The organism is Actinokineospora lacus (assembly GCF_053813445.1).
Genome location: NZ_JBQERA010000006.1, coordinates 228,478 through 254,486 on the forward strand (window position 1 = coordinate 228,478; position 26,009 = coordinate 254,486).

30 protein-coding genes are annotated in these 26,009 nt (G+C 72.0%); 13 read left to right on the plus strand and 17 right to left on the minus strand.

Annotation, left to right across the window (positions count from 1 at the left end; translation table 11 throughout):
• Positions 1-46 precede the first annotated feature (46 nt).
• On the plus strand, positions 47-712 hold the full coding sequence (locus ACTG9Q_RS16930) for a potassium channel family protein (RefSeq protein WP_455573746.1): 666 nt from the start codon (positions 47-49) through the stop codon (positions 710-712).
• On the plus strand, positions 712-1,371 hold the full coding sequence (locus ACTG9Q_RS16935; RefSeq protein ID WP_455573747.1) for a potassium channel family protein: 660 nt from the start codon (positions 712-714) through the stop codon (positions 1,369-1,371). Before ACTG9Q_RS16930 ends, ACTG9Q_RS16935 begins: the two co-directional genes overlap by 1 nt.
• A gap of 48 nt (positions 1,372-1,419) precedes the next feature.
• On the opposite strand, the gene ACTG9Q_RS16940 is transcribed toward ACTG9Q_RS16935, so the two are convergent.
• The 3 genes from ACTG9Q_RS16940 to ACTG9Q_RS16950 all read right to left on the minus strand — a co-directional run bounded on the left by ACTG9Q_RS16940 (position 1,420) and on the right by ACTG9Q_RS16950 (position 3,567).
• Positions 1,420-2,352: an acyl-CoA desaturase gene (locus tag ACTG9Q_RS16940; protein ID WP_455573748.1), complete on the minus strand. Its 933-nt coding sequence runs from the start codon at positions 2,350-2,352 to the stop codon at positions 1,420-1,422.
• 109 nt (positions 2,353-2,461) lie between these two features.
• Positions 2,462-3,175, minus strand: a complete 714-nt coding sequence (locus tag ACTG9Q_RS16945) for a DUF3159 domain-containing protein (protein ID WP_455573749.1) — start codon at positions 3,173-3,175, stop codon at positions 2,462-2,464.
• A 14-nt stretch (positions 3,176-3,189) separates the two neighbouring features.
• Positions 3,190-3,567, minus strand: a complete 378-nt coding sequence (locus tag ACTG9Q_RS16950) for an OB-fold nucleic acid binding domain-containing protein (protein WP_455573750.1) — start codon at positions 3,565-3,567, stop codon at positions 3,190-3,192.
• A gap of 95 nt (positions 3,568-3,662) precedes the next feature.
• Between ACTG9Q_RS16950 and ACTG9Q_RS16955 the strand changes: the two genes are divergently transcribed.
• Positions 3,663-4,373 carry an alpha/beta fold hydrolase gene (locus ACTG9Q_RS16955; protein WP_455573751.1) on the plus strand — a complete coding sequence of 237 codons (711 nt, stop codon included), beginning with the start codon at positions 3,663-3,665 and terminating at the stop codon, positions 4,371-4,373.
• A gap of 58 nt (positions 4,374-4,431) precedes the next feature.
• Here ACTG9Q_RS16955 and ACTG9Q_RS16960 read toward each other — a convergent pair whose 3' ends face one another.
• Complete coding sequence (locus ACTG9Q_RS16960; protein ID WP_455573752.1) at positions 4,432-5,076, minus strand: DUF3710 domain-containing protein; 645 nt, start codon at positions 5,074-5,076, stop codon at positions 4,432-4,434.
• The gene (dut, locus tag ACTG9Q_RS16965; protein ID WP_455573753.1) at positions 5,076-5,552 is read right to left on the minus strand and encodes a dUTP diphosphatase; all 477 of its coding nucleotides are present in this window, start codon (positions 5,550-5,552) and stop codon (positions 5,076-5,078) included. The genes ACTG9Q_RS16960 and dut overlap by 1 nt, the downstream gene beginning before the upstream one ends.
• A 24-nt stretch (positions 5,553-5,576) precedes the next feature.
• Between dut and ACTG9Q_RS16970 the strand changes: the two genes are divergently transcribed.
• Complete coding sequence (locus tag ACTG9Q_RS16970; RefSeq protein ID WP_455573754.1) at positions 5,577-6,059, plus strand: DUF3093 domain-containing protein; 483 nt, start codon at positions 5,577-5,579, stop codon at positions 6,057-6,059.
• A gap of 17 nt (positions 6,060-6,076) precedes the next feature.
• Here ACTG9Q_RS16970 and ACTG9Q_RS16975 read toward each other — a convergent pair whose 3' ends face one another.
• Complete coding sequence (locus ACTG9Q_RS16975; protein WP_455573755.1) at positions 6,077-6,385, minus strand: DUF4193 domain-containing protein; 309 nt, start codon at positions 6,383-6,385, stop codon at positions 6,077-6,079.
• A 500-nt stretch (positions 6,386-6,885) separates the two neighbouring features.
• On the opposite strand from ACTG9Q_RS16975, the gene cei reads away from it, so the two are divergent.
• Positions 6,886-7,569 (plus strand): envelope integrity protein Cei, encoded by a 684-nt coding sequence (gene cei / locus ACTG9Q_RS16980; protein ID WP_455573756.1) that lies wholly within the window; start codon positions 6,886-6,888, stop codon positions 7,567-7,569.
• Positions 7,570-7,721: 152 nt separating this feature from the next.
• Here cei and ACTG9Q_RS16985 read toward each other — a convergent pair whose 3' ends face one another.
• Positions 7,722-8,516, minus strand: coding sequence for an inositol monophosphatase family protein (locus tag ACTG9Q_RS16985; protein ID WP_455573757.1), 795 nt, complete (start codon positions 8,514-8,516; stop codon positions 7,722-7,724).
• 81 nt (positions 8,517-8,597) lie between these two features.
• Here ACTG9Q_RS16985 and ppgK point away from each other — a divergent pair, with 81 nt between their 5' ends.
• The 3 genes from ppgK to ACTG9Q_RS17000 all read left to right on the plus strand — a co-directional run bounded on the left by ppgK (position 8,598) and on the right by ACTG9Q_RS17000 (position 11,453).
• Positions 8,598-9,371, plus strand: coding sequence for a polyphosphate--glucose phosphotransferase (gene ppgK, locus ACTG9Q_RS16990; RefSeq protein WP_455573758.1), 774 nt, complete (start codon positions 8,598-8,600; stop codon positions 9,369-9,371).
• 216 nt (positions 9,372-9,587) lie between these two features.
• Positions 9,588-10,910 (plus strand): RNA polymerase sigma factor, encoded by a 1,323-nt coding sequence (locus tag ACTG9Q_RS16995; protein ID WP_455573759.1) that lies wholly within the window; start codon positions 9,588-9,590, stop codon positions 10,908-10,910.
• A 363-nt stretch (positions 10,911-11,273) separates the two neighbouring features.
• Positions 11,274-11,453 (plus strand): DUF7455 domain-containing protein, encoded by a 180-nt coding sequence (locus ACTG9Q_RS17000; RefSeq protein ID WP_455573760.1) that lies wholly within the window; start codon positions 11,274-11,276, stop codon positions 11,451-11,453.
• Between the two features lie 197 nt (positions 11,454-11,650).
• Here ACTG9Q_RS17000 and ACTG9Q_RS17005 read toward each other — a convergent pair whose 3' ends face one another.
• From ACTG9Q_RS17005 to ACTG9Q_RS17025, 5 genes are all read right to left on the minus strand, one after another.
• Positions 11,651-12,826: an ROK family protein gene (locus tag ACTG9Q_RS17005; RefSeq protein ID WP_455573761.1), complete on the minus strand. Its 1,176-nt coding sequence runs from the start codon at positions 12,824-12,826 to the stop codon at positions 11,651-11,653.
• Positions 12,827-12,841: 15 nt separating this feature from the next.
• Positions 12,842-14,266 carry a sugar ABC transporter permease gene (locus ACTG9Q_RS17010; protein ID WP_455573762.1) on the minus strand — a complete coding sequence of 475 codons (1,425 nt, stop codon included), beginning with the start codon at positions 14,264-14,266 and terminating at the stop codon, positions 12,842-12,844.
• A gap of 14 nt (positions 14,267-14,280) precedes the next feature.
• The gene (locus ACTG9Q_RS17015; protein WP_455573763.1) at positions 14,281-15,054 is read right to left on the minus strand and encodes an ATP-binding cassette domain-containing protein; all 774 of its coding nucleotides are present in this window, start codon (positions 15,052-15,054) and stop codon (positions 14,281-14,283) included.
• A 64-nt stretch (positions 15,055-15,118) separates the two neighbouring features.
• On the minus strand, positions 15,119-16,243 hold the full coding sequence (locus tag ACTG9Q_RS17020) for a sugar ABC transporter substrate-binding protein (protein ID WP_455573764.1): 1,125 nt from the start codon (positions 16,241-16,243) through the stop codon (positions 15,119-15,121).
• A gap of 267 nt (positions 16,244-16,510) precedes the next feature.
• The gene (locus ACTG9Q_RS17025; protein WP_455573765.1) at positions 16,511-18,244 is read right to left on the minus strand and encodes a DEAD/DEAH box helicase; all 1,734 of its coding nucleotides are present in this window, start codon (positions 18,242-18,244) and stop codon (positions 16,511-16,513) included.
• A 174-nt stretch (positions 18,245-18,418) separates the two neighbouring features.
• Here ACTG9Q_RS17025 and ACTG9Q_RS17030 point away from each other — a divergent pair, with 174 nt between their 5' ends.
• Positions 18,419-19,585, plus strand: a complete 1,167-nt coding sequence (locus tag ACTG9Q_RS17030) for a YihY/virulence factor BrkB family protein (RefSeq protein WP_455573766.1) — start codon at positions 18,419-18,421, stop codon at positions 19,583-19,585.
• Here ACTG9Q_RS17030 and ACTG9Q_RS17035 read toward each other — a convergent pair.
• Entirely contained in the window at positions 19,582-19,824 is a 243-nt protein-coding gene (locus tag ACTG9Q_RS17035) for a DUF3039 domain-containing protein (protein WP_455573767.1), read from the minus strand. The two genes, ACTG9Q_RS17030 and ACTG9Q_RS17035, sit on opposite strands and share 4 nt — an antisense overlap.
• 46 nt (positions 19,825-19,870) lie before the next feature.
• Here ACTG9Q_RS17035 and ACTG9Q_RS17040 point away from each other — a divergent pair, with 46 nt between their 5' ends.
• Positions 19,871-20,770: a pseudouridine-5'-phosphate glycosidase gene (locus tag ACTG9Q_RS17040; protein WP_455573768.1), complete on the plus strand. Its 900-nt coding sequence runs from the start codon at positions 19,871-19,873 to the stop codon at positions 20,768-20,770.
• On the opposite strand, the gene ACTG9Q_RS17045 is transcribed toward ACTG9Q_RS17040, so the two are convergent.
• The 3 genes from ACTG9Q_RS17045 to ACTG9Q_RS17055 are packed head-to-tail and all read right to left on the minus strand — an operon-like array spanning position 20,755 to position 23,298.
• A complete protein-coding gene (locus ACTG9Q_RS17045) occupies positions 20,755-21,708 on the minus strand; it encodes an ABC transporter ATP-binding protein (RefSeq protein WP_455573769.1) in 954 nt (317 codons plus the stop codon). The two genes, ACTG9Q_RS17040 and ACTG9Q_RS17045, sit on opposite strands and share 16 nt — an antisense overlap.
• Entirely contained in the window at positions 21,705-22,505 is an 801-nt protein-coding gene (locus ACTG9Q_RS17050; protein WP_455573770.1) for an ABC transporter permease, read from the minus strand. Before ACTG9Q_RS17050 ends, ACTG9Q_RS17045 begins: the two co-directional genes overlap by 4 nt.
• Positions 22,498-23,298, minus strand: a complete 801-nt coding sequence (locus tag ACTG9Q_RS17055) for an ABC transporter permease (protein WP_455573771.1) — start codon at positions 23,296-23,298, stop codon at positions 22,498-22,500. Before ACTG9Q_RS17055 ends, ACTG9Q_RS17050 begins: the two co-directional genes overlap by 8 nt.
• A gap of 108 nt (positions 23,299-23,406) precedes the next feature.
• Between ACTG9Q_RS17055 and ACTG9Q_RS17060 the strand changes: the two genes are divergently transcribed.
• Positions 23,407-24,291 carry a carbohydrate kinase family protein gene (locus ACTG9Q_RS17060; RefSeq protein ID WP_455573772.1) on the plus strand — a complete coding sequence of 295 codons (885 nt, stop codon included), beginning with the start codon at positions 23,407-23,409 and terminating at the stop codon, positions 24,289-24,291.
• On the opposite strand, the gene ACTG9Q_RS17065 is transcribed toward ACTG9Q_RS17060, so the two are convergent.
• Positions 24,278-24,592 carry a DUF3099 domain-containing protein gene (locus ACTG9Q_RS17065; protein ID WP_455573773.1) on the minus strand — a complete coding sequence of 105 codons (315 nt, stop codon included), beginning with the start codon at positions 24,590-24,592 and terminating at the stop codon, positions 24,278-24,280. The two genes, ACTG9Q_RS17060 and ACTG9Q_RS17065, sit on opposite strands and share 14 nt — an antisense overlap.
• 100 nt (positions 24,593-24,692) lie before the next feature.
• Between ACTG9Q_RS17065 and ACTG9Q_RS17070 the strand changes: the two genes are divergently transcribed.
• Both ACTG9Q_RS17070 and dtd read left to right on the plus strand, forming a co-directional pair.
• Complete coding sequence (locus ACTG9Q_RS17070) at positions 24,693-25,436, plus strand: class I SAM-dependent methyltransferase (RefSeq protein ID WP_455573774.1); 744 nt, start codon at positions 24,693-24,695, stop codon at positions 25,434-25,436.
• 36 nt (positions 25,437-25,472) lie between these two features.
• A complete protein-coding gene (gene dtd, locus ACTG9Q_RS17075; protein WP_455573775.1) occupies positions 25,473-25,898 on the plus strand; it encodes a D-aminoacyl-tRNA deacylase in 426 nt (141 codons plus the stop codon).
• Positions 25,899-26,009: the final 111 nt, after the last annotated feature.

Below are 26,009 nucleotides of genomic sequence, written 5' to 3' on the forward strand. Positions count from 1 at the left end.
GGCGCCCATGTCCGTTATGTCGCGCACTGGACTAAGGAGAGCCGCCGTGCACGTGGTGATCATGGGCTGCGGCCGGGTGGGGGCCTCGATGGCCGCCGCCCTGGAGCGCCTGGACCACACCGTGGCCGTCATCGACCGCGATCCCCAGGCCTTCCGCAGGCTCGGCCCCGACTTCCACGGCCAGCAGGTCGTCGGCATCGGCTACGACCGCAAGGTGCAGATCGAGGCGGGCGTCGAGCGGGCCGAGGCGTTCGCCGCGGTGTCCAGCGGCGACAACTCCAACATCATCTCCGCCAGGGTGGCGCGGGAGACCTTCGGCGTCGAGCACGTCGTGGCCCGCATCTACGACCCCAAGCGCGCCGAGGTCTACGAGCGCCTCGGCATCCCGACCGTGGCCACCGTGCCGTGGACGACCGACCGCCTGCTGCGCACTCTGCTGCCCGACGGCGTGGCCTCGGCCTGGCGCGACCCCTCGGGCAAGGTGGCCCTGCTGGCCGTGCCGGTGCACGAGGACTGGGTGGGCCGCACGGCACTGGAGTTCCAGGAGGCGACGGGCGCGCGGATCGCGTTCATCATGCGGTTCGGCGGCGGGGTGCTGCCCCAGGCCAAAACCGTCATCCAGGCCGACGACCAGGTCTACGTGGCGGCCCTGTCCGGCACGGTCAGCGATGTCACGGCCGCTGCGGCGCAGCCACCGGAGGAGGGCAACTGATGCGGGTCGCGATCGCCGGGGCGGGCGCTGTGGGCCGCTCCATCGCCGCGGAGCTGGTCTCGGGCGAGCACCAGGTCATGCTGATCGAGCGGGACGCGGTCCAGTTCGAGCCGCACACCGTCGAGCAGGCCGAGTGGGTGCTCGCGGACGCCTGCGAGCTGGCCTCGCTCGAGGAGGCGGGCATCCAGCTGTGCGACGTGGTCATCGCCGCCACCGGCGACGACAAGGTCAACCTGGTGGTCTCGCTGCTGGCCAAGACCGAGTTCGCGGTGCGCAGGGTGGTGGCCAGGGTGAACAACCCGGCCAACGAGTGGCTGTTCACCTCGGCGTGGGGGGTCGACGTCGCGGTCTCGACGCCCCGCGTGCTGGCGGCGATGGTCGAGGAGGCGGTCAGCGTCGGCGGACTGGTGCAGCTGCTGACGCTGCGCCAGGGCCAGGCCAACCTCGTCGAGATGACCCTCCCCCACGACACCCCGTGGGCGGGCCGCCCGGTGCGCGACGTCCAGCTGCCCCGCGACGCGGCCCTGGTGACGATCCTGCGCGGCGGCCGGGTGATCGTCCCGCAGTCCGACGACTCGCTGGAGGCAGGCGACGAACTGCTGTTCGTCGCCTCCGCCAACGTCGAGGGTGAGATCCGGGCCGCGTTCGCGCGGGTCTAGCCGTTCACACGACCTAGCTGTTCGCGCGGGTCCCGGGTTCGCGCGGGTCTAGGCGTCCGCGCGCAGCTTGGCCAGGCGCTGCTCGGTGGGCCAGCGGACCTGGGTGGCCCAGCCCAGCCGCTCGAAGATGCGGATGACCCCGGCGGAGATGTCGACCTGACCCCGCAGCACCCCGTGGCGGGCGCTGGTCGGGTCGGCGTGGTGGGAGTTGTGCCACGACTCGCCGAAGCTGATCAGCGCGAGGGGCCAGACGTTGCTGGCGCGGTCGCGGGACTTGAACGGGCGATCGCCCAGCATGTGGCAGATGGAGTTCACCGACCACGTCGTGTGGTGCAGCAGCGCGACGCGGACGATGCCCGCCCAGAAGAACGCGGTCAGCGCGCCCTGCCACGACCAGGTCAGCAGACCGCCCAGCAGGGCGGGGGCCAGCATGGTGATGATGGTCAGCAGGGGGAACATCCGGTCGACGCGCTGGACGTCGTCATCGGCGAGCAGGTCGGGGGCGAACCGCTCGGCGTTGGTGCGGTCGCGGTCGAACAGCCAGCCCATGTGGGCGTGCCAGAAGCCGCGCATCACCGCGACCGGGCCGGTGCCGAACAGCCACGGCGAGTGCGGGTCGCCCTCCTTGTCGGAGAAGGCGTGGTGGCGGCGGTGGTCGGCCACCCAGTCGATGACCGAGCCCTGCGCGGACATGCCGCCCGCGACGGCCAGCGCGATCTTCAGCGCGCGGGTGGCCCGGAAGGAGCTGTGGGTGAAGTACCGGTGGTACCCGACGGTGACCCCGAGGCCGGAGATCATGAAGAAGAACGCGCCGATGGCGACATCGGTCCAGCCCAGGCCCCAGCCCCACGCGAAGGGGACGGCGGCGGCCAGCGCGGCCAGCGGGATCAGCAGGAACAGGTACACGCTGACCTGCTCCGAGGTGCTGCGGCGCCTGCCGAGCACGGGTTTCGGCGCGGGTGAGGGCTTGATGGCGGTCACGAAGCGGGCACCTCTCGGGTCTGGCGTCTCCCCCAAGACGTTTCCTACGGTTACGTAACCGTAAGTCTACCGGCGTGAAGCGACCGCTAAGCACCTGAGTTGTGAACGATCAGGCCGGACCTGAGTACTTGGTCCGCAACCTGGCCTCGACGTCGGCGTCGGTCTCCTCGGCCGCCTCGCGCTCCTTCTGCCGCGCGCCCGCCTTGCGCACCGCCCAGACGGTGACCGCCAAGGCGACCGCGAACAGCGGGTACCCCATCGCCAGCTTGGCAAACGCCAGCCAGCCGGTCAGGTCCTCGTCGTAGAGCCACTTCTGCACGGTGAACCGCGCGGCGAACACCGCGACGAAGGTCAGCGTGGCCAGGTCGTAGGCGCGCCGGGACTTCGGGTCCGAGCGCCACCCCTGGCCCAGGCCGTTGAGCAGCGACCAGATGACGCCCACCAGCGGCCTGCGGACCAGCACCGAGGCCAGGAACACTCCGCCGTAGACCAGGCTCGTCCAGATGCCGAACAGGAAGAAGCCCTTGGCGCTGCCGGTCTGGTAGGCGATGAACGCGGCGATGCCGACGCCGAAGAACCCCGAGATGGCGGGCTGCAGCGGCTCCTTGCGCACCACCCGGACGACGGTGATCAGCGCGGCGCTGCCCAGCGCCGACCAGATGGCGGCGGTGAGCCCGAAGAAGGCGTTGGCGAGCACGAACACGACAACGGGAAGCGAGGAGTAGACGAGGCCGCTGATGCCGCCCATCTGCTCCAGCAGGGTCTGCTGCCGCTCCTCCTCGTCCGCCGCGGGAGTGGGGGCGGCGGGCTCGGGATTCGTCATGGGACCTTCGCGAGTCAGGTTGTGGTCAGCAGCTCGTAGTACGGGTTGTACAGGACCTTGCGACCGTCGCGGACCGCGATCCTACCCCGGGCCTTCACGGTCCGGCCCGGCTCGATGCCCGCGATGCGCCGCCGCCCGAGCCAGACCAGGGTCACGCCGTCGGTGCCGTCGAACAGCTCGGCCTCCAGCGTGGCCACCGAGTCGGCCGGGGACAGCTCGACGCTGCGCAGCCGCCCGCAGAGGGTCACCTCGTCACCGGAGGAGCAGTCACAGGCGCGCCGGGCGCCCTGCAGCGCCGACTGCGTGGACAGGTCGTCCGCGTCCAGCTCCGCCACGTCGGCGGTGAGCCGTTTGACGAGGCGGTGCCATGCCCCGTCCCCCTTTGTGACCATGAGGAATCCGCTCTGTGGTGGGGTCGGCCCCGACTGCGCGACCCATGCACAATCAGCGTAACCGTGTGAGGTGCCACCGCGACAAGGAAAAGGGCGTGAGTGTGACCCAGCCGCCGACCGCCGTGCTCCTGCCGGGGACCGGTTCGGACGAGGTCTTCGTCCGCTCGGTCTTCGCCGTGCCGGTGTCGGTGCTGGGTGCCCGCCTGCTGACGCCCGCGCCCGTTCCTGGATTAGGACTCGCGGAAGCCTACCTGACCTGCCTGGATCGCGCGGCGGACGCGGGTCCGGTCATCGCGGGGGGCATCTCCCTCGGCGCCCACCTGGCCGCGGAGTGGGCGGTGGCGAACCCCGGGCGCTGCGCCGGGCTCCTGCTCGCCCTGCCGGGCTGGACCGGCCCACCCGACGGCGCCCCGGCGGCGCTGGCGGCCACCTACAGCGCCGCCGACGTACGGGCCCGCGGAACCGCGGCGGCCCTGGCCTCCGCCGTGGACGGCGTGGCCGGGTGGCTGGCCGACGAGCTGACCCGGGCCTGGACCGCGTACGGCCCCGGCCTCGCCGACTCGCTCGCGTGCGCGGCGGCCCGGCCCGCGCCGTCGACGGCGGAGCTGGAGGGCCTGGACGTGCCCGCGGGCGTGGCCTGCTGCGTGGACGACCCCGTCCACCCCGAGCGGGTCGCCGAGGAGTGGGCCGCCGCCCTGCCGCGCGCGGTGCTGCGCCGCACCCGCCTCGAAGTCCTGGGAGCCGACCCGGAAGCCCTGGGCAGGGCCGCGGTCCTGGGCCTGCTGCGGGCGCGCGAAGACCTCTAGTCGTGTTTCAGATGTGCTGTGCGCGCGGCCATGCCGTGCCCCACACCTGGAACACGGCCTAAGCGGGCGGCTGGTCCTGTTGGGCCTGGGCGATGTGCTCGGCGATCGCCTGCGGCAGCTCCAGCGGCAGCGGCGTGCGCACCGGCATGGGCGAGTTGCCGCGCACGACCACCGTGCGGCGCAGCAGCTCGCGCAGGGCCTTGGCGCTGTTCTCGGCCAGCTCGGGCGGGCCTGCGACCACGCCGCGCAGCATCCACCGGGGGCCGTCGACGCCGACGAAGCGCAGGGCGGCCTCGCCCATGGACGCGCTGAGCTCCTGGCCCCAGTCGCCCACCGCGCTGTACACCTTCGCGCCGTCACCGCGCAGCTGCTCCGCCAGCTCCCCGCAGATCTCGCGCCACAGGCCGCCGGAGCGGGGGGCGGCGTAGGCGGTGACGGTGAACTGCCCGATCTGGGTCAGCATGTGGACGGCGCGGACCGGGCCGGAGGGGTCCATCTCGACCTGCAACTGCGCGCCGTCGGGGACCGGGAAGCGCACCGCGCCCAGGTCCAGGCGCGGCATGTCGTCCTCGGGGGCGTCCTCGACGTCGTACGGGCCCTCGGACCGGTCGGCCAGCTCGACCGGGGTGTCCTCGACCGGCTCGGCGACGGCGGGGGCCGACTCCGCCTCGTCCCTGCGGCGCTTGCGCCCGAACAGTCCCACTACTCCTCCGTCCCGTATCGACCGCCGAGCACGGAGTGCCCGCCGGTCGAGCCGTAGCCGCCCGCGCCGCGCTCTGTCGCCTGCAGCGCCGACACCTCACGGAATACCGCGTGTTCCACCCGCTGCACAACCAACTGCGCCACCCGGTCTCCTCTGCGCAGCGCGATCGGCTCGCGCCGGTCGTGGTTGACCAGGCAGACCCTGATCTCGCCGCGGTAGCCCGCGTCGATGGTGCCCGGGGTGTTGACCACGCTCAGGCCGGTCCTGGCGGCCAGCCCCGAGCGCGGGTGCACGAACCCCGCGTACCCCTCCGGCAGGGCGATCGCGATGCCGGTGCCCACGAGCACCCGTTCGCCCGGCTCGATCACCACGTCCTCGGTGGTGACCAGGTCGGCCCCGGCGTCGCCGGGACGGGCGTAGGCGGGCAGCGGGACACCCGGGTCGAGCCGGGTGAGCAGGACCTCGACGCTGGGCACGAGCGGCGAGACTACCCTGGAGCCGTGACGGACCCCTCGGGCACGGCCCGCACCGACTCGGCCACCCAGCGCAGCCACGCGGAACGCCTCTACGTGACGTGGTACTGGTGGCCGCTGCCCCTCATCGCCGCGTCCCTGCTCGCCGCGGAGGTGCACATGGGCTACCCCGGCGTGCGCGCGTGGCTGCCCTACGTCGTGCTGGTCCCCCTGGCCGTCTTCGCCATCGTGCGCGCCGGAGGGACCCGCGTCGCCGTCGAGGACGGCGAGCTGCGGGTCGGCGAGGCGCGCCTGCCGCTGGAGTTCGTCGGCGAGGTCGAGGTCTTCGGGCCCGGGGAGAAGCGGGCGGCGCTGGGCCCCAACCTGGACCCGGCGGCCTACCTGCTGCACCGCGGCTGGGTGGGACCACTCGTGCGGGTCCGGGTGGCCGATCCGGCCGACCCGACCCCGTACTGGTTGTTCAGCACCCGTCATCCGGACCGCGTGGTCGCCGCGCTCCAGGCCCGGTAGCCGCGCGGTGCGTGGGTTCACACGCAGTCGCGGCAGACGTACATGCCGTTCTGTTCCTCCGCGAGCCTGCTGCGGTGGTGCACCAGGAAACACTTGGAACACGTGAACTCGTCGGCTTGCTTGGGCACGACGCGGACTGTCAAGTCCTCGCCGGACAAGGCCGAGAGGTCGGCTCCGGGCAGCTCGTAGCTCTCCGCGGTGTCCGACTCGTCCACATCGACGACGCCGGATTGCGTCTCGTTCCGCCGCGCCTTGAGCTCCTCGAGGGAGTCCTCGGCAAGGTCATCTGCCTCACTGCGGCGTGGTGCGTCGTAGTCGGTCGCCATCTTCCTTCACCCCTGCGGTCCTTCAGGATGTGGGTCGTGCCGCTGGTAAACGTCCCAGCGCCCCGGTTTGTGCCCGCCCGTCGAGTGACGGGCGTCTCGCTGCCGACGTGAGGTGGCGCCGATCATTCAGGATCGATTCGGCTGGCCCCAGCGAAGACGGAGAGCGCGCAGAGGGTAGCCCATCCCCGCGACGTCCACGCACCGGATTCGCATCAGCGGGTTTGGCCGTGTTGCTCTCGTGGCATCTGAACAGCACCCGCCCGAGTGGGAGGGTGTTGCCCAAGCCGCGCCCACGTGGTGCGATCTCGATTGGGAGGTGACTGTACGCCATCGGATCATCGCTCCAGGCGACGGCATCGGCCGATTGTCACAGGAGCGTTGCGCCATGTCGGACAGTCCCCCGGACGATCTTGGAAACGAATAGGCTGAGCAGCAGCGATCGCGTTGCCAAACCGGGGGTGGACATGGGTAGGGAGGGCCCGAGAGTGTCGGGGCGCGGGGTGAAACGGGGCAAGGCCCCTCGATACCGCAAGCGGCGCCCGCTGCCCGCGCTGGTGTTCCTGGGCGTGCTCGCCATCGCGGCAGGCGTGGTGTGGATCCAGGTGCTGGAGAAGGCCCAGGAGCAACGCCTTGACGCGCGTGTCTGCCCGTCGTCCACACTGGCCAGCGGGGCGCCCGACGGTGAGCTTTCCGGGGTCGGCGAGGTGCTGCCCGCCAACGCCCTCGACGAGACCGCAGCCGCGCCCGCGAAGACCGCTCTGGTGCGCGTGCTCAACGCCAGCGGCCAGAACCGCCAGGCCACCGCGGTCACCGAGGCGCTGCGCGAATTCGGCTTCACCCAGCTCGCCGAGCCGGAGAACGACGAGTTCTTCCCGCAGGGCGAGCTGACCTGCCACGGCCAGATCCGCTTCGGCGCCCAGGGCGTGGCCGCCGCCCGCACGCTGAGCCTGCTGGTCCCGTGCGCGGAGCTGGTGCGCGACGAGCGCCAGGACGCCACCGTCGACTTCGCCGTCGGCCAGCGCTTCGACCACGTGACGCCGCGGCCGGAGGGCCGCAAGATCCTCGAGCAGCTCGCCCAGTGGTCGGCGAAGAACCCCGGCCAGCAGGGCGGCCTGCAGGCCGACGGGGACGGCCCGGCCATGGACACCACCCTGGCCATGGCCGCCCGCGACGTGCGCTGCTAGACCGTGTTTCAGATGTGAGGCACGGGCATAGCCGCGCCAGTCCGGTAGCCCCTCATATCTGAAACACGACCTGGACCCCATTCGAGCGCGAGGCCGGCTGCCAGGCCGCCACCCGCACAGCTCCGGGCCACCGCCCGAGCAACGCGGAGTGGCTAGAAGCCCATTCCGGCCTCGGCGATGGCCGCGCGCAGCTGTTCGGCGATGGCGGGCGCCGCGGCGAAGACCGCGTCGGCGCCCAAGTCCCGCGCCTGTCCCGGCAGCAGGACCACCGCGCCCGCCTCGCGGGCGATCAGCGCGCCCGCGGCCCAGTCCCAGCGGTTGGTCCCGCGCTCGACGTAGGCGTCGACCCAGCCCGCGGCGACCGCGCACAGGTCCAGCGCGGCCGAGCCGCCCCTGCGCACGTCCCGGACCACGCCGAGCAGCCGGGCCACGACCTCGGCCTGCGCCTGGCGCATGGTGGGGTCGTAGGCGTAGCCGGTGGCCAGCAGCGTCACCTCGAGCGACGTCGGCGCCGAGACCCGCAGGGGCTCGCCGTCGAGCCGGGCGCCGTGACCGCGCGCCGCGGTCCAGCGGCGCCCGCTGACCGGCTCCACCACCGCCCCCGCCACCGAGTCGCCGTCGACCTGCGCGGCGACCGAGACGGCGTACCAGGGGTGGCCGTAGAGGTAGTTCACGGTGCCGTCGATCGGGTCGACCACCCAGGTGACGCCCGCGCCCTCGGTCATCCCGGCCTCCTCGCCGAGCACCGCGTCCCCGGGGCGCAGCTCGGCGAGCCGGGAGCGGATCAGCTCCTCGGCGGCGGTGTCGGCCGCGGTCACGACGTCGGTCACGCCCGACTTGGTGCCGAACTCCCGGACCGCCCTGGCGCGCAGCGCGCGGGCCAGCTCAGCAGCTTCTCCGGCGACCGTCAACGCGATGTCCGCGAGTTCCAGTTCTGTGGTTCCCACCTGGCCATAGGACCACACAAGGCGCGCGGCGGCTAATGTCTGCGGCACGTGGTTCTGAATCGAATAGGAAGGACCAGCGGCATGGCAGCAGCAGCCCGCGGCTTCGGAGTGGATGTCGGCGGGTCCGGCATCAAGGGCGGCGTTGTCGACCTGGCGGCGGGCAGGCTCGTCGGCGACCGACTGCGCATCGACACCCCGCAGCCCTCGACCCCGGACGCGGTGGCCGACGTGATCGCCGAGATCGTGACCGAGTTCGGCTGGGACGGTCCGCTCGGGGTGACGCTTCCCTCGGTGGTCAAGAGCGGGGTCGCCCACACCGCGGCGAACATCGACAAGGCGTGGATCGGCACCGACGCGGCCACGCTGTTCGCCAAGCGGCTGGACCGCGGGCCCGGCGAGGTCGTGGTGCTCAACGACGCCGACGCGGCGGGCATGGCCGAGATCCGCTACGGCTGGCCGGGCGACCGCTCCGGCGTCGTCGTGCTGCTGACCTTCGGCACCGGCATCGGCAGCGCGCTGTTCCTCGACGGGCAGCTGGTGCCCAACACCGAGTTCGGCCACCTCGAGGTCGACGGGCACGACGCCGAGACCCGGGCGGCGGCGTCGGTGAAGGACGAGGAAGAGCTGACCTGGGACCAGTGGGCGCCGCGGGTGTCGCGCTACATCAACGCCCTGGAGAACCTGATCTGGCCGGACCTGATCATCGTCGGCGGCGGGGTCAGCAAGAAGGCCGACAAGTGGCTGCCGATGCTGGACGTGCGCACCCGCGTCGTCGCCGCGGAGCTGCGCAACGCCGCGGGGATCGTCGGGGCCGCCTCGGCCGCGGCCGCCCACGCGAGCGTCGAGACGGCCTGAAACCGTCCCCGGCCGGGGCGGCGTGGGGTCCCGCTCCGGCCGCGGGCGGGCCGGGAAGGTCGGCGCGTCCCTCTTGTCCCGTCGGCGTCGCTACAATGGAACACGGCCCGCGGCCCAGCCGGCCTCCGGGCTCTCCCCGAACTCCGACAGTGACCAGGCTTGATCAGGCATTCCTGCGTGGGACCTGTCGTGATGGACCGTTCTGAAAGGGCGTACGTGGCAGCCGCACGAACCGCAACCCGACGCTCGACGGCGTCGGCGAGCACCGCCAAGACGACCAAGGGCGCACCGGCTTCGGACGAGGAGCTGCAGGACGCCACTGGCGACAAGACAACGGCGAAAAAGGGCGCCAAGGCTCCCCGTGCCCCCAAGAAGCCCGCCGCCCCCAAGGCCGCGGGGTCGAAGAAGGGTGACGGGCCCGAGGGCGAGGAGCCCGAGGACCCGGACAACCCCGACCTCTCCGACCTCGAAGAGGTCGAGGTCGACCCGGTCGACGAGGCCGTGGAGCCCGTCGAGGTGGTCAAGGAAGAGGAGAAGCCGAGCAAGGACGGCGACTTCGTCTGGGACGAGGAGGAGTCCGAGGCGCTGCGGCAGGCCCGCAAGGACGCCGAGCTCACCGCCTCCGCCGACTCCGTCCGCGCCTACCTCAAGCAGATCGGCAAGGTCGCGCTCCTCAACGCCGAGGAGGAGGTGGAGCTGGCCAAGCGCATCGAGGCCGGGCTCTACGCCGCCGAGCGCGTCCGCAAGGCCGAGGACGACAACGAGAAGCTCCAGCCGCAGATGCGCCGCGACCTGCGCTGGATCGTCCGTGACGGCGAGCGCGCCAAGAACCACCTGCTGGAGGCCAACCTCCGCCTGGTCGTCTCCCTCGCCAAGCGCTACACCGGCCGCGGCATGGCGTTCCTGGACCTGATCCAGGAGGGCAACCTCGGCCTGATCCGCGCGGTGGAGAAGTTCGACTACACCAAGGGCTACAAGTTCTCGACCTACGCGACGTGGTGGATCCGCCAGGCCATCACCCGCGCGATGGCCGACCAGGCCCGCACCATCCGCATCCCGGTGCACATGGTCGAGGTCATCAACAAGCTCGGCCGCATACAGCGTGAGCTGCTCCAGGACCTGGGCCGTGAGCCCACCCCGGAGGAACTGGCCAAGGAAATGGACATCACCCCGGAGAAGGTGCTGGAGATCCAGCAGTACGCCCGGGAGCCCATCTCGCTCGACCAGACCATCGGCGACGAGGGCGACAGCCAGCTCGGCGACTTCATCGAGGACTCCGAGGCCGTCGTGGCCGTGGACGCGGTGTCGTTCACCCTGCTGCAGGACCAGCTCCAGTCGGTCCTGGCCACGCTGTCCGAGCGCGAGGCTGGCGTCGTCCGGCTGCGCTTCGGCCTGACCGACGGGCAGCCGCGGACCCTGGACGAGATCGGCCAGGTCTACGGGGTCACCCGCGAGCGCATCCGCCAGATCGAGTCCAAGACGATGTCCAAGCTGCGCCACCCGTCGCGGTCCCAGGTGCTGCGGGACTACCTCGAGTAGCCGCTCGATTTCGGTGAGGGGCCGTCCGCGCGTCGAGCGGGCGGCCCTTCGTCGTGTGGTCAAGCAGACGTTTGAGTGAACGACCAGTCGGATGTGCGGTCGACCACCGTTCGCCCGTGGTGAACAAGGGTGGGCGCCCAGGTGGCCGATGTTGCCCTTCTGCGCGGAGTTTCCGCTGGACCTGGGCTTTTGTGTGTGTTCGAGGTTGCGTTAAGCAGCCGTGACCACATCATGTCCAGACATTGGGAACACTGCCATCCGCCCGTGCGTCTGTAAGAGTAGGAAGCGCGAGCACGGCGGCAACCGTGACCGCAGCCGAAGGGCACCGGAGCCACCCGGTGCCGGGACGGAGGGAGAACTCCCATGACGACCACGACGCTCACCCGCCCCGAGCTGACTGCTGCCGACCGTTGCGACCGCTGCGGCGCAGCCGCAAAGGTTCGCGCCGTTCTCCCCTCTGGGGGCGAGCTGCTGTTCTGCAACCACCACGCGCGCGCCCACCAGGACCGCCTGCGTGAGCTGTCGGCTCAGCTCGAGGCCTGAAACTCACATCCCTTTGTCCCCGAACGGGCGGCACCCAGCATGGGTGCCGCCCGTTCGGCATTCCGGGGTTCCCGCACTGACCTTCCCGCGCCGCCCTGACCGGTGGCGGCCACCCGGCTGACCGGCTACCGGTGGCGGCCACCGGCTGACTGGCTGACTGGCTGACTGGCAGCGGCCACTCGGCTGACCGCAAGCGGCTACACCGCCCCCAGCACCGGCTCGAAGGCCAGTTCCGCGGCGCCGATCAGCTTGACGTCGGCGCCCATCGTCGACGGCAGGATGCGGGTGCCGCCGATGGCCCTGCTGACCAGGCTGCGCCGCCCGACCTCCGCGCCCGCCCGCGCCACCAGCGGCAGCGGCAGCGAGGTGAACAGGTCGCCCAGCACCACCAGCTCGGGGCTGAACGCGTTGACGATGTTGACCAGCCCCAGGATCAGCCACTCGCTGAAGTCGGCCAGTTTGCGGTCGGCCTCCGCGGGCACCGCGCCGAGGGCCCGCAGCTCGGCGACCACGGCCCCGCGCGGGGAGCCCTCGGGCAGCCCCAGGGCCCGGCACAGGGCGATCTCGCCGACCTCGGTCTCCCAGCACCCGCGGCTGCCGCAGTAGCAGGCCCTGCCGGTCGGGTTGACCACCATGTGCCCCAGCTCGCCGATGTAGCCCGCGGTGCCGCGCAGCGCCGAGCCGTCGGAGATGACCCCGCCGCCCACCCCGATGTCGGCCGAGACGTACACCGCGTCCAGCGAGCCCCGCGCGACGCCGCGCAGGTGCTCGGCGAGCGCGGCGATCTCGGCGTCGTTGCCGACCCTGATGGGGATGCCCAGCGCCGCGCCCAGGCGGTCGCCGAGGGGAATGCCGGTCCACTGCAGGTTCGGGGCCTCGTGGACGAAGCCGTCGGAGCGGCGCACGACGCCGGGGACGGAGACGCCCGCGGCGATCGTGCGCACGCCCAGCTCGTCGGCGAGCACCCGCACCGACTCGATGATGTGGGTGATCACCTCGTCGGGCTCGCGGGCCCTGCCGCGCAGGTTCCAGCTGTTGCGGCCGAGCATCTCCCCGCCGAGCCCGACCAGCGCCATGGCGACCTGCTCGACGCGGATGTCCACGGCCAGCACAACCGCTGCCAGCGGCTGCGGCAGCACCAGCAGGGACGGGCGGCCCGCGCCGGAGCGGGCCCTCGGCACCCGCTCCTCCACCACCCCGGTCTCGGCGAGGCCGTCGACCAGGGCCTTGATGGTGCTGCGGTTGAGCCCCAGCTCGGTGGCCAGGGCGGCGCGGGTGGTCGGGCCCTCGATGTGCAGGCGCCGCAGCAGCGCCGTGCGGTTGTGCCTGCGCACCTCGTCGGGTCGCGCGCCCGCCGTCGGTGTGCTGGTCACGTCGTTCTCCTCCTGCTACCTGCCCGCCACCGCCGCCCGCCTGCGGGAAAGCGCGTCCACGGTCGCCGCGAGCAACAGTACGAGCCCGGTGACGATGTTGACCACCGCCGCGGGCTGCTCCATCAGGCCCAGCCCGTTCTCCACGGTGGCGAGGACCAGTCCGCCGACGACGGCGTGGAACACCTTGCCGCGCCCGCCGAACAGCGACGTGCCGCCGATGACCGCGGCGCCCACGGCGAACAGCAGGGTGTTGAGCCCACCGGCCTGCGGGTCGACCGATCCGACCTTGGACGAGTACACGATCGCACCGATCGCCGCCGCGGCGGACGCGACCACGAAAACACTCGCCCGGATCTTGCTCACATTGATGCCCGCGCGCCGCGCGGCCTCGGCGTTGCCGCCCACGGCGTAGATGTGGCGGCCGTAGCGGGTGCGGTTGAGCACGTAGGTGCCGATGACCAGCAGCGCGAGGACGATCGGCACGACGTAGGGAACGCCCTCGATGACCACCGCGTCATTGGGCGAGCGGTTGAGGCACAGCGCCCAGGTGGCCAGGGCGCCGATGACGGCGACCGCGGCGGCCTTGGCGACCACGACCGGCGTCGGCGGGGTGACCAGTCCCCGGCTGGAGCGCAGGAAGTGCTCGCCGAGGAGGACCCCGGCGTAGCCGCCCGCGGCGACCACGAACAGCAGCCAGCTGCCCCAGACCGGCAGGTTGCCGTTGGCCACGGCGAACAGCGTGGGCTGGGTGCCGATGCCGAACACGCCGCCCTCGCCGATGAACTGCAGGATCACGCCCTGCCAGGTGATGAACAGCGCGAGCGTCACCACGAAGGACGGCATGCCGATCTTCGAGACCAGGAACCCGGTGATCACACCGATCGCCGCGCCGACCGAGACCGCCAGCAGCATCTCGATCCACGGGTTCGGCGGCGCGCCGACCGCGGCGATGGCCAGGGCGATCGCGGCGAACCCCGCGCCCGCCCAGATCCGCATGAACACCGCCAGCGCGATGGCCACGACCAGGCCGCTCGCGAAGACGTAGAAGACCATGCTGCCCATGCCGCCGAGCAGGTTGCCGGAGCGGACGTAGTGCATTGCCATCACCGCCGCGCACACGCCGGAGGCGGTGCCCGCGGACAGGTCGATCTCGCCGAGCAGCAGGACGAACACCAGCCCCATGGCGATGATCATTTTGCCTGCGCCCTGGGCGAGCAGGTTCGCGACGTTGTCCAGGGTGAGGAAGTAGTCCGACAGCGCGGCGAACACGATCACCAGCGCGACCAGGCCGAGCACGGCGGGCAGCGACCCGAGGTCGCCGCCGCGCAGCCGGGCGGTGTAGTCGCGCACGGCCTCGCCGGTGGACTGCTTGGTGGTGTCGATGCCGAAGTCGGAGATGGCGCCGCCGGAGTCCCGGTTGGCCACAGGAGTGTCAGTCATGGGGATACCTCGGCTCAGACGGTCGCGGACTCGGGGCGGGCGAGGCCCAGGTCCCCGGAGCGGCCCGCGGTGATCAGCTCGACGACCTGGGCGTGGGTGACGTCCCTGGTCGGCACCTCGGCGACCATGCGCCCGAGGTAGAGGGTGGCGATGCGGTCGGCGACCTCGAAGACGTCGGCCATGTTGTGGCTGATCAGGACCACGCCGAGGCCCTGCTCGGCCAGCCTGCGCACGAGGTCGAGCACCTGGCGGGTCTGCGCGACGCCGAGGGCGGCGGTCGGCTCGTCGAGCAGCACGACCTTGCTCTCCCAGAGGACGGCCTTGGCGATGGCCACGGTCTGGCGCTGCCCGCCGGACAGCGACGCGACGGGCGTGCGGACGGACTTGACCGTGCGCACGGACAGGGAGGCCAGGGTCTCCCGCGCGGCCTTCTCCATGGCGGCCTCGTCCAGCAGCCAGGCCCCGCCGCGCTCGCGGCCGAGGAACATGTTCTGCACGATGTCGAGGTTGTCGGCCAGCGCGAGGTCCTGGTAGACGACCTCGATACCGAGGTCGGAGGCCTCGCGCGGGCCGTGGATGTGCACCGGCTCGCCCGCGAAGCGGACCTCTCCGGAGTCCGTCGGGTAGATGCCCGCGACGCACTTGACCAAGGTGGACTTGCCCGCGCCGTTGTCACCGACGAGAGCGGTCACCTCGCCCGCGCGGACGGTGAAGTCGACGTCGTGCAGCACGTGGACGGGACCGAAGCTCTTGTTCAGCCCGCTGATCTCAAGGATGGGTTCGCTCATGGCCGGATCTCCTGGAAGGAGCCGTCCCCGGCGCGTCGGGACGCGCCGGGGACGGCGGGCTGGGTCAGCTGATGCCGAGTTCCGTGCAGACCTCGGCCAGGTCGCCGCCACAGATGTCGGCGGCGGGCACGTAGCCCTCGGAGACGACCTGCTTGACGCCGTCCTTGGTGATCATGATCGGCTCCAGGAGCACCGACTTGACCTGGCGGCCCGCCTTGGTGTCCTCGATCGAGTCGGTGGCGATCGCGTCGGCGGCGGCGGTGTCGCCCTTGGCCAGCGCGGCGGCCAGCTTGGCGGTGGCCTCCGCCTCCTGCTTGATCGGCTTGAAGACGGTCATGTACTGGTCGCCGCGCAGGATGGCCATGAGGCCGTCCGGGGTGGCGTCCTGGCCGGTCACGGGGACCTTGCCGTTGAGGCCGTTCTTGCGCAGCACGTTGATGACCGCGCCCGCGAGCCCGTCGTTGGCGGCGACGACGCCGTCGACCTTGCCGCCGTTGCCGGTCAGGATCTGCTCGAAGGTGGTGCCGCCCTTCTGGTTGTCCCAGCCGTCGATGGGCTGGTTGCGGACCAGCTTGAGGGCGCCGGAGTCGTAGAGGGGCTGCAGGACCTTCATCTGGCCCTCGGTGAAGAGGGTGGCGTTGTTGTCGGTCGGGGCGCCCTCGATCTGGATGACCTGCGCGCCCTTCTTGCCGTCGAGGGCCGTGGCCAGGCCCTGGCCCTGCAGCTCGCCGACCTTCACGTTGTCGAAGGAGACGTAGTAGTCCGACGACCCGCCGAGGTTGAGGCGGTCGTAGTCGATGGTCGGGATGCCGCGGGCCTTGGCCTTGGCGGCGACCGCGCTGCCGACCTCGCTGTTGATGGCGGCGATCACCAGCACCTTGACGCCCTGGCTGATCATGCCGTCGGCGAGGGTGGTGAACTTCTGCACGTCACCCTGGGCGTTCTGCACGTCGGCCTGAAGGCCCTCGGCCTTCATGGCCGCCTCGATCATGGGCTTGTCGAAGCCCTCCCAGCGGGCGGAGGAGGCGGTCTCGGGCAGGATCACGCCCACCTTGACGCCGTCGCCGCTCGGGGCCTGCGTCTCCGAGCCACTCGGGGCAGTGGGGGTCTCCTGGTTGGCCCCACAAGCGGTGACGGCCAGGGAGACCCCCAGTCCCGCCGCCAACAGCGCCAGTTTCCTGCTGCGCATCGATGTCCCTTTCGCACTGGTCACGAAAATGTTGTGCGGCACAACATATGTCGCGGACCACGGTGACCGGAACCATACTTGCTCGATTCAGACACCTCCGCGTGGACACGGTTTGGCAACGACCAGGTCATCTTCGGGTAATTGTCATCGAATCCGCCACCGCTCCACTACGCACCGCGAACGGGCGACGCCGGTGAGGCGGGCGCACCCGAGGACCGAACGGCGGCCGGGCGCCGAGGTCGTCCGAGCGTCCTCTGGAGCCGGGTCCTACCAGGACCGAAGGGTGGCGATGCGTTCTTCCAGCTGCTCCACCGTGGCCATCGCCGTCGGCGGGCCGCCGCACACCCGGCGCAGCTCGTTGTGCAGCGCGCCGTGCGACTTGCCGGTGCGGTGGTGGGCCATGCCGACCAGCGCGTTCAGCTCCTTGCGCAGGGTCGCCAGGCGCTCGGCCACGTTCTGCGGCCGACGCGGCGGCGGGGGCGCGGCGGGGGCGTCGGCCGCCGACTGCGAGCGCGCGGCCACCTGGGTCTCCTGCCGCTTGCGCAGCAGCGCCCGCACCTGGTCCGGCTCCAGCAGCCCCGGCAGCCCCAGGTACTCCTGCTCCTCGTCGGACCCGGAGAACGCCGAGGTGCCGAAGGACGACCCGTCGTAGATCACCTGGTCCAGTTCGGCGGAGGCGCTCAGGGAGGTGAAGGCCTTCTCCTCCTCGCCCAACTCGTCCTTGGTCCGGTTGGCGTCGGCGAGCAGCTGGTCCTCCCAGCCGTCGTTCTCCCGGTGCGGCTTGCCGAGCACGTGGTCGCGCTCCGCCTCCAGCTGGCTGGCCAAGTCCAGCAGCACCGGCACCGACGGCAGGAACACGCTCGCGGTCTCCCCCGGGCGCCGCGCCCGCACGTAGCGCCCGATCGCCTGGGCGAAGAACAGTGGCGTCGACGCGCTCGTCGCGTACACCCCGACCGCCAGCCGAGGGACGTCCACGCCCTCGGAGACCATCCGCACCGCCACCAGCCACCGCGACGTCGACGCGCCGAACTCGGCGATCCGCCCGGAGGCCTTCGGGTCGTCGGAGAGCACCAGGGTCGGCTCCTCGCCGGTGACCGTGGCCAGGATCTTGGCGTAGGCCCGCGCCGACTCGTGGTCGGAGGCGATCACCAGCCCGCCCGCGTCCGGCATTCCCTGCCGCACCTGGGACAGCCGCAGGTCCGCCGCCCCCAGGACCGCGGGCACCCACTCCCCCGACGGGTCCAGCGCCGTGCGCCAGGCCCGCGCGGTCTGCTCGGCCGTCATCGGCTCGCCGAGGCGCGCGGTGAACTCCTCCCCCGCGCTGGTCCGCCACGACGCCTCGCCGGAGTACGCCAGGAAGATCACCGGGCGCACCACGCCGTCGCGCAGCGCGTCGGCGTAGCCGTAGGTGTGGTCGGCCCTGCTGCGCAGGAAGCCCGCGCCGTCGGGCTCGTAGTCGACGAACGGGATCGGCGAGTCGTCGCTGCGGAACGGCGTCCCGGTCAGCGCCAGGCGCCGCACCGCGGGGGTGAACGCCTCGCGGACCGCCTCGCCCCAGCTCTTGGCGTCGCCGCCGTGGTGGACCTCGTCGAGGATGACCATGGTCTTGAACTGCTCGGTGCGCACCCGGTGCAGCGAGGGGTGGGCGGCCACCTGGGCGTAGGTCACGGCGACGCCGTGGAAGTCGCGGGAGGTCGCGCCCATGGCGTTGGTGAAGTTCGCGTCGATCGGGATGCCCGCCAGCGCGGCCGACTCGGCCCACTGGTACTTCAGGTGCTCGGTCGGGGCCACGATCACCAGGCGCTCGACGGTGCGGTCGGCCAGCAGCTCGGCGGCCACGCGCAGGCCGAACACGGTCTTGCCCGCGCCGGGCGTCGCGACGGCGAGGAAGTCCTTGGGCTTGCGGGTGAGGTACTTCGTCAGCGCCCGGCGCTGCCAGTCGCGCAGTGGGCGGGCGGCCGGGGCCGCCTGGGTGTCCGGTTCCGCTTCCGCCCGGGTCACGCCCAGCTCCTCTCCGGTGTGCCCAGACCCCCCGGACACGACAACGCCCTCAGCGGAGACCGACGAGGGCTCCGACGAGGATACCCGCCGCGCACCGCGCCGCCGGACACGCGGACCCGGATTTCGGTGTCAGTCCGGCCGACCAGCCCCGAATGGGACATGCTTGTCCTCGCGATGACCACCGAGGACAGCAGCCAGGGCAAGACCGCGCGGAAGCGCGGTCTTGCTCGCCTGACGCTGTCCAAGGCCTGGTCCGGCAACCTGTTCTCCGAGGCGGCCGAGGCGGCGTTCTGGCAGATCCTGTCCCTGCCGCCGCTGCTGCTCGGCCTGCTGGGCAGCCTCGGCTTCATTGCCGACTGGCTCGGCCAGGACTTCACCATCGCGGTCGAGGCCGACCTCATCGAGATCTCGCGCACGGCGTTCAGCGAGAGCGTCGTCACCCAGATCATCCAGCCGACCGTCTCCGACATCCTCACCGTCGGGCGCGGCGAGATCGTCTCCGTCGGCTTCCTGATCTCCCTGTGGGCGGGCTCGTCGGCCATGTCCTCGTTCGTCGACGCGATCACCGTGGCGCACGGGCAGTACGGCGTCCGCGGCGACGTGTGGCAGCGGGTGTTCGCGCTGTTGCTCTACGTGCTGAGCCTGGTGCTGCTGGTCGGCGGCCTGCCGGTGCTGGCCCTGGGCCCGGACGTGCTGCCGAACCTGTTCCCGACGTCCTGGCGGCCGACGATCACCCAGTGGCTGGACATCGCCTACTACCCGGCGATCGGCGTCGTCCTCGTGCTGGCGCTGGCCACGCTCTACAAGGTGGCACTGCCGCGGAAGCTGCCCTGGCACCGCGGCCTGCCCGGCGCGGTGCTGGCGATGGCGGTGTTCGTGCTCTCCAGCATCATCCTGCGCCTCTACATCAGCTGGATCACCACCACCGGCTACACCTACGGCGCGCTGGCCACCCCGATCGCGTTCCTGCTGTTCGCGTTCTTCATCGGCCTGGCGATCATCCTGGGCGCGTACTTCAACGCCGCCATCCAGGACACGCGGCCCGCGAAGATGACCAGGCGCCAGCGCCGCAAGTGGCGCCGCCTGGAGATGGACCGCGCCAACGAGCGCCGCAGGGCCGAGGAGTCCACCCGCGCGTGGCAGCCCGGCGACGACGCCCCCGCGGGCGCCAACGGCGGCACCCCGGCGGGGCCGCCGGTCGGCCCGGAAACACAGGTCAGCCCCGAAACGGGGGTCAGCCCAGAAACGCAGGCTGGCCAAGGGACGCAGGTCGGCCCGGAAACGCAGGTCAGGCGGGAGACGCAGATCAGGCAGGAGACCCCGGCCGACCGGGAGCCCTAGGCCTTCATGCGCTCGTAGACCTTCTTGCACTCCGGGCACACTGGGGAGCCGGGCTTGGGTGACCGGGTCACCGGGAAGACCTCGCCGCACAGGGCCACGACCATGTTGCCCATGACGGCGCTCTCCACGACCTTGTCCTTGCGGACGTAGTGGAACATCTTCGGCGTGTCGTCGCCGGTGCTGTCGGTGCCCTCCGGCCGGGAGTCGACCTCGGGGAGGGTCTGGGTGGGTGCGCTCACCCCTCAATGATGCACCAGTGCGCCGCGTGTCCGATGATGACCGGTCGTGAGCATCGAACTGGCCGACGAGGTCGCCGCCGCCCTGGCCGACGGGCTGCCCGTGGTCGCACTGGAGAGCACGCTGCTGGCGCACGGCCTGCCGCCGGGACGCAACCACGAGGTGGGCGTCCGGCTTGAGGCCCTGGTCAGGGCAGCGGGCGCGGTCCCGGCCACGATCGCCGTCCTGGGCGGCAGGGCCCGCGTCGGCCTCTCGGCGCGGGAGCTGGCGCGGGTGTGCGAGGGGAACATGCTGAAGCTGTCCCTGCGCGACCTCGGCCCCGCCATCGCCCTGGGACGCGACGGCGCCACGACCGTGGCGAGCACCGCGGCGCTGGCCCACCGGGCGGGCATCGGCGTCTTCGCCACCGGCGGCCTCGGCGGGGTGCACCTGGCCATGCCCGGCGAGCAGGCGTGGGACATCTCCGCCGACCTCGACGTCCTCGCCGCCACCCCGGTCACCGTCGTCTGCTCGGGGGTCAAGTCCGTCCTGGACATCGCAGCGACGGTGGAGGTCCTGGAGACCCGCTCGGTCCCGGTGCTCGGCTACCGGACCGACCGCTTCCCCGCCTTCTACCGCCGCGAGTCCGTCTTCTCCGTGCCGTGGCGGGTCGAGACCCCGGAGGAGGTCGCGGCCGTCATCGCCGCCCATCAGGGGCCCGGCGGCGTGCTGCTGCTCAACCCCGTGCCCGCCGAGTACGAGATGGACGCCGACCTGCACCACCGCCTGCTCACCGACGGCATGGCGCTGCTGCGGGAGCGGGGCGTGCGCGGCAAGGACGTCACCCCGGTGCTGCTGGAGCACTTCCACAGCGCCAGCGGCGGGGTGAGCCTGACGGCCAACATCGAGCTGGTCGCGGCGAACACCCGGCTGGCGGCGGCGGTCGCGGTGGCTCAGTCGCGGCGGTAGAGGCGGGCGATCACGTCCTCGATCTCCGGCTCCTGCACCGACAGGTCGCGCAGCGGCACCGCGTGGGCGAGGGCGGCGACGACCTCGCCCGCGGTGGCGCCGTCGAGCCTCAGCCGGACCCGCCGCCCGTCGTTCTCCACGGCGGCGACCTGCGCGCCGGGCAGCAGCAGGCCGTCCGGCCACGGGGCGTCGAGGTCGGCGACGATTTCGCGGCGCGACCCGTAGCGGGTGTGGAGTTCCTCCAGGCTGCCGTCGTGGACGACGCGGCCGTGGTCGATGACCACCAGGCGCTTGCACAGCTTCTCGATGTCGGCGAGGTCGTGGGTGGTGAGCACGATGGTGGCGTCGCCGCCCGCGTGGATCTCGGCGAGGAACCCGCGCACGGCCTGCTTGCTCAGCACGTCCAGGCCGATGGTCGGCTCGTCCAGGAAGAGCACCTCGGGCCCGTGCAGCAGGGCCGCGGTGAGCTCGCCGCGCATCCGCTGGCCGAGGGAGAGCTGGCGGACCGGGGTGTCGGTGAACTCGTCGAGGCCCAGCAGCGCGGTGCAGCGGGCCAGCCGGGCGGCGTGGTCGGCCCGCGGAACGCGGTAGATGTGGCGCAGCAGGGAGAACGACTCGGCCAGCGGCAGGTCCCACCACAGCTGTGAGCGCTGCCCGAACACCACGCCGACGCGCCGGGCCAGGGTCACCCGCTGCGCCACCGGCTCCAGCCCGCACACCCGCACGGCGCCCGCGCTGGGCGTGAGCACCCCGGTGAGCATCTTGAGTGTGGTGGACTTCCCCGCGCCGTTGGGTCCGATGTAGCCGAGCAGCTCGCCCCGCCCGACCGCGAGGTCGACACCGTCCACAGCGGACACCGTGTGGCGTTCGCTGCGCACGCGGCTGATCTTGCGCCGCACGGTGAAGTCCTTGCGCAGACCCGATGCCTCGATAATCACGATCCGGTGCTCCGATAGTGGCGGACCCCGACGCGCCACATGGCGGCGGCGGCCAGGGCGGCGAGCAGGGCGGTGAGCGGGGAACACCAGCGCAGCCATTCCGGCACGCCGATCGGGTCGGGCAGGTCCAGCAGCGCCAGCGCGGGCAGGTAGGCCACGAAGGCGAACCCGAGGCCGAAGGAGAACACGCCGCCGAACAGGCCGCCGAACATGGTGATCGGGTAGGAGGTGAAGTCGCGGCCGCCGTAGGTGAAGGAGTTGGCCACCTCGCCGGACTCGACCCACCAGAAGGCGACCGTGGCCCCGGCGGTGAACAGGCTGCCGAACATCACCGTGCCCGCCAGCGGCGCGACCACCGCCAGCAGGACGCGCGGGAGGTCCCAGTCGATGTCGCCGACCACGAGCCCTGCGGTGTACACCCCGAGGCCCTGGACGGCGCGACCCACCCTGCGGATGGCGAAATTGCCCGCGAGCAGCTGGGCCAGCGCGGACAGCGGGCGCAGCAGGACGACGTCGAACTCGCCGGTGCGCACCAGCGCGCGGAGCCGCTCGGCGTTGCCGAACACCATGTCGGCCAGGGAGAAGGCGGCGGCCGAGAGCCCGGCGATCAGCAGCACGGCCTCGCCGCCGAAGCCGCCGAGCCCCCCGGTGACGGAGAACAGGACGAACACCGTGACGATGTCGAGCGCGCTGATCAGCGTGCTGAAAAACATATCGATGACGAACGACGCCCGGTACTGCGTCTGGCTGCGGACCTGCGCCTTCACGACCTTCCAGTAGACGCCCGCGTCACCCACCCTGCACCACCAGCTTGCGCACGGCCCGCCGCTGCACGACCTCGCACAGCGCCAGCAGCACCGCGGCCCAGGCGACCTGGCCCGCGAGCAGGAGCAGGCCGTGGCCAGGGCCGCCGCGCTCGACGGCGATGTCCACGGTGGCCTGGAGCAGGGAGGGGAACGGCGTGCCCACCCACAGCCCGGCGTAGAGCCAGTCCGGCAGGATCGGCAGCGGGAAGTACAGGCCGCTGGCCACGGTCGAGAGCACGCTCCAGGCCATCATCGCGCCGCGGACGTCGAGCAGCCAGAACGCGGTCAGGCCCACCAGGTAGCGCCCGGCGAAGCCGAGCACGACGGCGGCGGCGATGGAGCAGGCGACGAGCAGGTAGGTTTGCGGCCTGCGGGGCAGGTACAGCTCGAAGAACACCAGACCGGCGGCCAGCGGCACGACGAACCGGGTCAGCATGGCGAAACCGGCCCGGCCGATGTCGGTCCACAAGTACGTCCACAGTGGATTGATCGGCCGGAGCAGGTCGGCGACGACGTCGCCGGTGCGCACCCGCTCGGCGAGGTCGAGGCTCACCCACATGTTGACCACCGACAGCATTCCCTGGCCCAGCCAGACGTAGGTCGCCAGCTGCGCGCCGTCGTACCCGCGCAGCACGCCGCCCGCGCTCGCGGCGACGGCGAGCATCACGTAGCAGCGCAGGAACCCGAAGACGATGTTGGTGAAGGCGCCTGCCAGCGTGGCCTGCCGGTAGGTGGCGTAGCGGCGGAAGCCCGCGACGACCAGGGCCCAAGGCGCGCGCGACACAGCGGGGGCCTCCTCGGCGGGGTGGTGGGATCGGCCCGGGAACGAGGGGGCCGGATAGGTTTCTACCGCATGTCCGGTGGGCACGCGAGCGGTTTGGAGGACTCGGACATGGCGGTCAGGGTGGTCGTCGTCGGGGACACCGCGCTGGACGTCGTCGCCCGGCCGGACGGCCCGGTGCGGCACGGCCACGACACGCGGGCCACCATCGCGCTCACCGTGGGCGGCGCGGCGGCGAACACCGCGTCGTGGCTGGCGCACCTGGGCGGCGAGATCACCCTGGTGTCCCGGGTCGGCGCGGACGCCGCCGCGGCCACGGCCCGCGCCCAGCTGGCCCGCCTCGGGGTGCGGTGCGCCTTCACCGAGGACGCCACGGCCAACACCGGCTGTGTCGTCGTCCTGGTCGACGGCGATGGGCAGCGCAGCATGCTGCCCGACCGGGGCGCCAACGCCCGCCTGCTGCCCGGCGACCTGGACCCGCGCGTGCTGGCCGGGGCCGCGCACCTGCACCTGTCCGGCTACGTGCTGCTCGACGCGTCCTCGCGCCCCGCTGGGCTGCACGCGCTGGCCGCCGCGCGCGCGGCCGGGCTGACCACGTCGGTGGACCCGCAGGCAGGCGCCCTGATCACCGACCCGGCCGCGTTCCTCGACTGGGTGCGCGGGGTCGACCTGCTGCTGCCCAACGCCGACGAGCTGGCGGCGCTGACCGGGTCAGCGGACCCGGCGAGCGCCGCGGAACTGCTGCCCGCGGTGCGCGCGGTGGCGGTGACCGCGGGCGCGGGCGGCGCGAGCTGGGTGGACCCGGCGGGGACGGTGACGGCGCCCGCGGCGGCCGCCGAGCGCGTGGACACCACCGGCGCGGGCGACGCCTTCAACGCGGGCGTGCTCACCGCGTGGCTGGGCGGCGCGAGCCCGACCGCGGCGCTGGCCGCGGGGGTGGCGGCGGGCGCGCTGGCTGTCGGGCAGCTCGGCGCGCAGCCGCTCAGCCCTCGATGACCTGGCGCTTCCCGTCGTCGATCGCCGTCGCCTCGCGCTGGTAGCGGTTGACGTGCTCCGCCTTGCGCGGGGGCCGGTCGTTGGCGACGAGCACCGCCATCCACGGCAGCGGGATGGACAGGGCGACGAAGCCCAGCGCCAGCCACCACGTCTCGTGGAAGACCCCGGCGAGGATCAGGCAGGGCAGCCGCAGCGACATCATGATCAGGTACTTGCGCTTGCGCGCGGCGAACTGGTCCTCGTACGACGGCTCGGCCTCGGTGATCAGTACCGGGGTGTCGTCCCGTTCGGGAGTCTTCACGACACCACCTCCTCGACCATCCTCCCACCGCGAGAGCCCAGTTGGGCCATCCGGGTACAGATATATGGGGAATCACTTGAGCGCCGGTACAAAGAAGGACATGACGCTCGACACGGTCGAGACGCGCCCGAGGGCGCTGCTCCCGCGTCCGGACAGCCCGCTGGTGACCCTTCGCCACCGGGTCACCGAGGCGAACCTGATGCGCCACGCCTCCGGTCCGCAGCGCGTGCTGGACGCCGCGGGCGGCGGCGGGACCGAGGCGGTCCGGCTGGCGCTGGCGGGCCACGAGGTCACCGTGCTCGACCCGGCGGGCGCCATGCTGGCATCGGCCAAGGCGCACGCGGAGGTGCACGGCGTCGCCGACCGGGTGCACGTCGTGCAGGCCGCCGCCGAGGACGCCCCCGAGCTGTTCGGCGAGCACGACTTCGACATCGCGCTGTGCCACAACCTCGTGCACTTCGCCGACGACCGGGTGGCCCTGCTGCGCGCGCTGGTCGCGCCGGTACGCGAGGGCGGGCTGCTGTCGGTGCTGGCCCCCAACCCGGCCTCCACCCCCTTGCACGCGGCGCTGCGCAGGCGCGACCCGGAGCGCGCGCTGCGGGAGCTGGACGCCGGGCCGGTCCCGATCGACACGCCCTCCTGCACGGTCGAGGAGGTGCGCTCCGACCTGGTGACGGTCGGCACACCGGTCGACGCCCACTACGGCGTGTGCTGCGTCGTGGGGTACCTGCCCTCCGACGAGCCCGCCGACATCGAGGCGTACACCCGGTTGGAGCTGGCGCTCTCGGTCCGGACCCCGTACTCGCTCACCGCCCGGTACTTCCACCTGGTCGCCCGCGTGTGAGCATTCCGGGATGCTGATCATCCCTGTGGCCCGCTCGTGAGGGCCGTCGCCGCCCGGGTGACCCGGGCCGCCGTCGTCGTGGACGGTGAGACCGTCGGCCGTATCGACGAGCCTGGCCTCCTTGTATTGCTCGGAGTGCATGTGGAGGACACCGCAGAGAAAGCCGACACCATGGCCCGCAAACTGCACGAGCTGCGCGTCCTGCGGGACGAGGAGTCCTGTGCCTCAACGGGCGCCCCGCTTCTGGTGGTGAGCCAGTTCACCCTTTACGGCGAGACGCGCAAGGGCAGGCGGCCTTCGTGGACCGCGGCGGCCCGCCCCGAGCAGGCCGAGCCACTGGTGGACGCCGTCGTCGCCGCGCTGCGTGCGCGCGGCGCCCGGGTGGAGACCGGGCGGTTCGGCGCCATGATGGCGGTGGAGAGCGTCAACGACGGCCCCTTCACCGTCCTGGTGGAGATTTGACCGGTTTCCCCTGTCCGGGATGGACGGTCGTTCATTCTCAGCGAAACCTCAGCTAAACCTGAACAACCCCCTGGTCGCGGGGAGCGTCATCACACATGGGGCCGGGAACGT

Excerpts from the sequence above, each read along its gene's own strand:
- ACTG9Q_RS16935 (WP_455573747.1), top strand. The coding sequence starts at position 712 with ATGCGGGTCGCGATCGCCGGGGCGGGCGCTGTGGGCCGCTCCATCGCC.
- ACTG9Q_RS16945 (WP_455573749.1), bottom strand. The coding sequence starts at position 3,175 with ATGACGAATCCCGAGCCCGCCGCCCCCACTCCCGCGGCGGACGAGGAG.
- ACTG9Q_RS16950 (WP_455573750.1), bottom strand. The coding sequence starts at position 3,567 with ATGGTCACAAAGGGGGACGGGGCATGGCACCGCCTCGTCAAACGGCTC.
- ACTG9Q_RS16975 (WP_455573755.1), bottom strand. The coding sequence starts at position 6,385 with ATGGCGACCGACTACGACGCACCACGCCGCAGTGAGGCAGATGACCTT.
- ppgK (WP_455573758.1), top strand. The coding sequence starts at position 8,598 with ATGGCAGCAGCAGCCCGCGGCTTCGGAGTGGATGTCGGCGGGTCCGGC.
- ACTG9Q_RS17000 (WP_455573760.1), top strand. The coding sequence starts at position 11,274 with ATGACGACCACGACGCTCACCCGCCCCGAGCTGACTGCTGCCGACCGT.
- ACTG9Q_RS17010 (WP_455573762.1), bottom strand. The coding sequence starts at position 14,266 with ATGACTGACACTCCTGTGGCCAACCGGGACTCCGGCGGCGCCATCTCC.
- ACTG9Q_RS17015 (WP_455573763.1), bottom strand. The coding sequence starts at position 15,054 with ATGAGCGAACCCATCCTTGAGATCAGCGGGCTGAACAAGAGCTTCGGT.
- ACTG9Q_RS17020 (WP_455573764.1), bottom strand. The coding sequence starts at position 16,243 with ATGCGCAGCAGGAAACTGGCGCTGTTGGCGGCGGGACTGGGGGTCTCC.
- ACTG9Q_RS17030 (WP_455573766.1), top strand. The coding sequence starts at position 18,419 with ATGACCACCGAGGACAGCAGCCAGGGCAAGACCGCGCGGAAGCGCGGT.
- ACTG9Q_RS17060 (WP_455573772.1), top strand. The coding sequence starts at position 23,407 with ATGGCGGTCAGGGTGGTCGTCGTCGGGGACACCGCGCTGGACGTCGTC.
- ACTG9Q_RS17070 (WP_455573774.1), top strand. The coding sequence starts at position 24,693 with ATGACGCTCGACACGGTCGAGACGCGCCCGAGGGCGCTGCTCCCGCGT.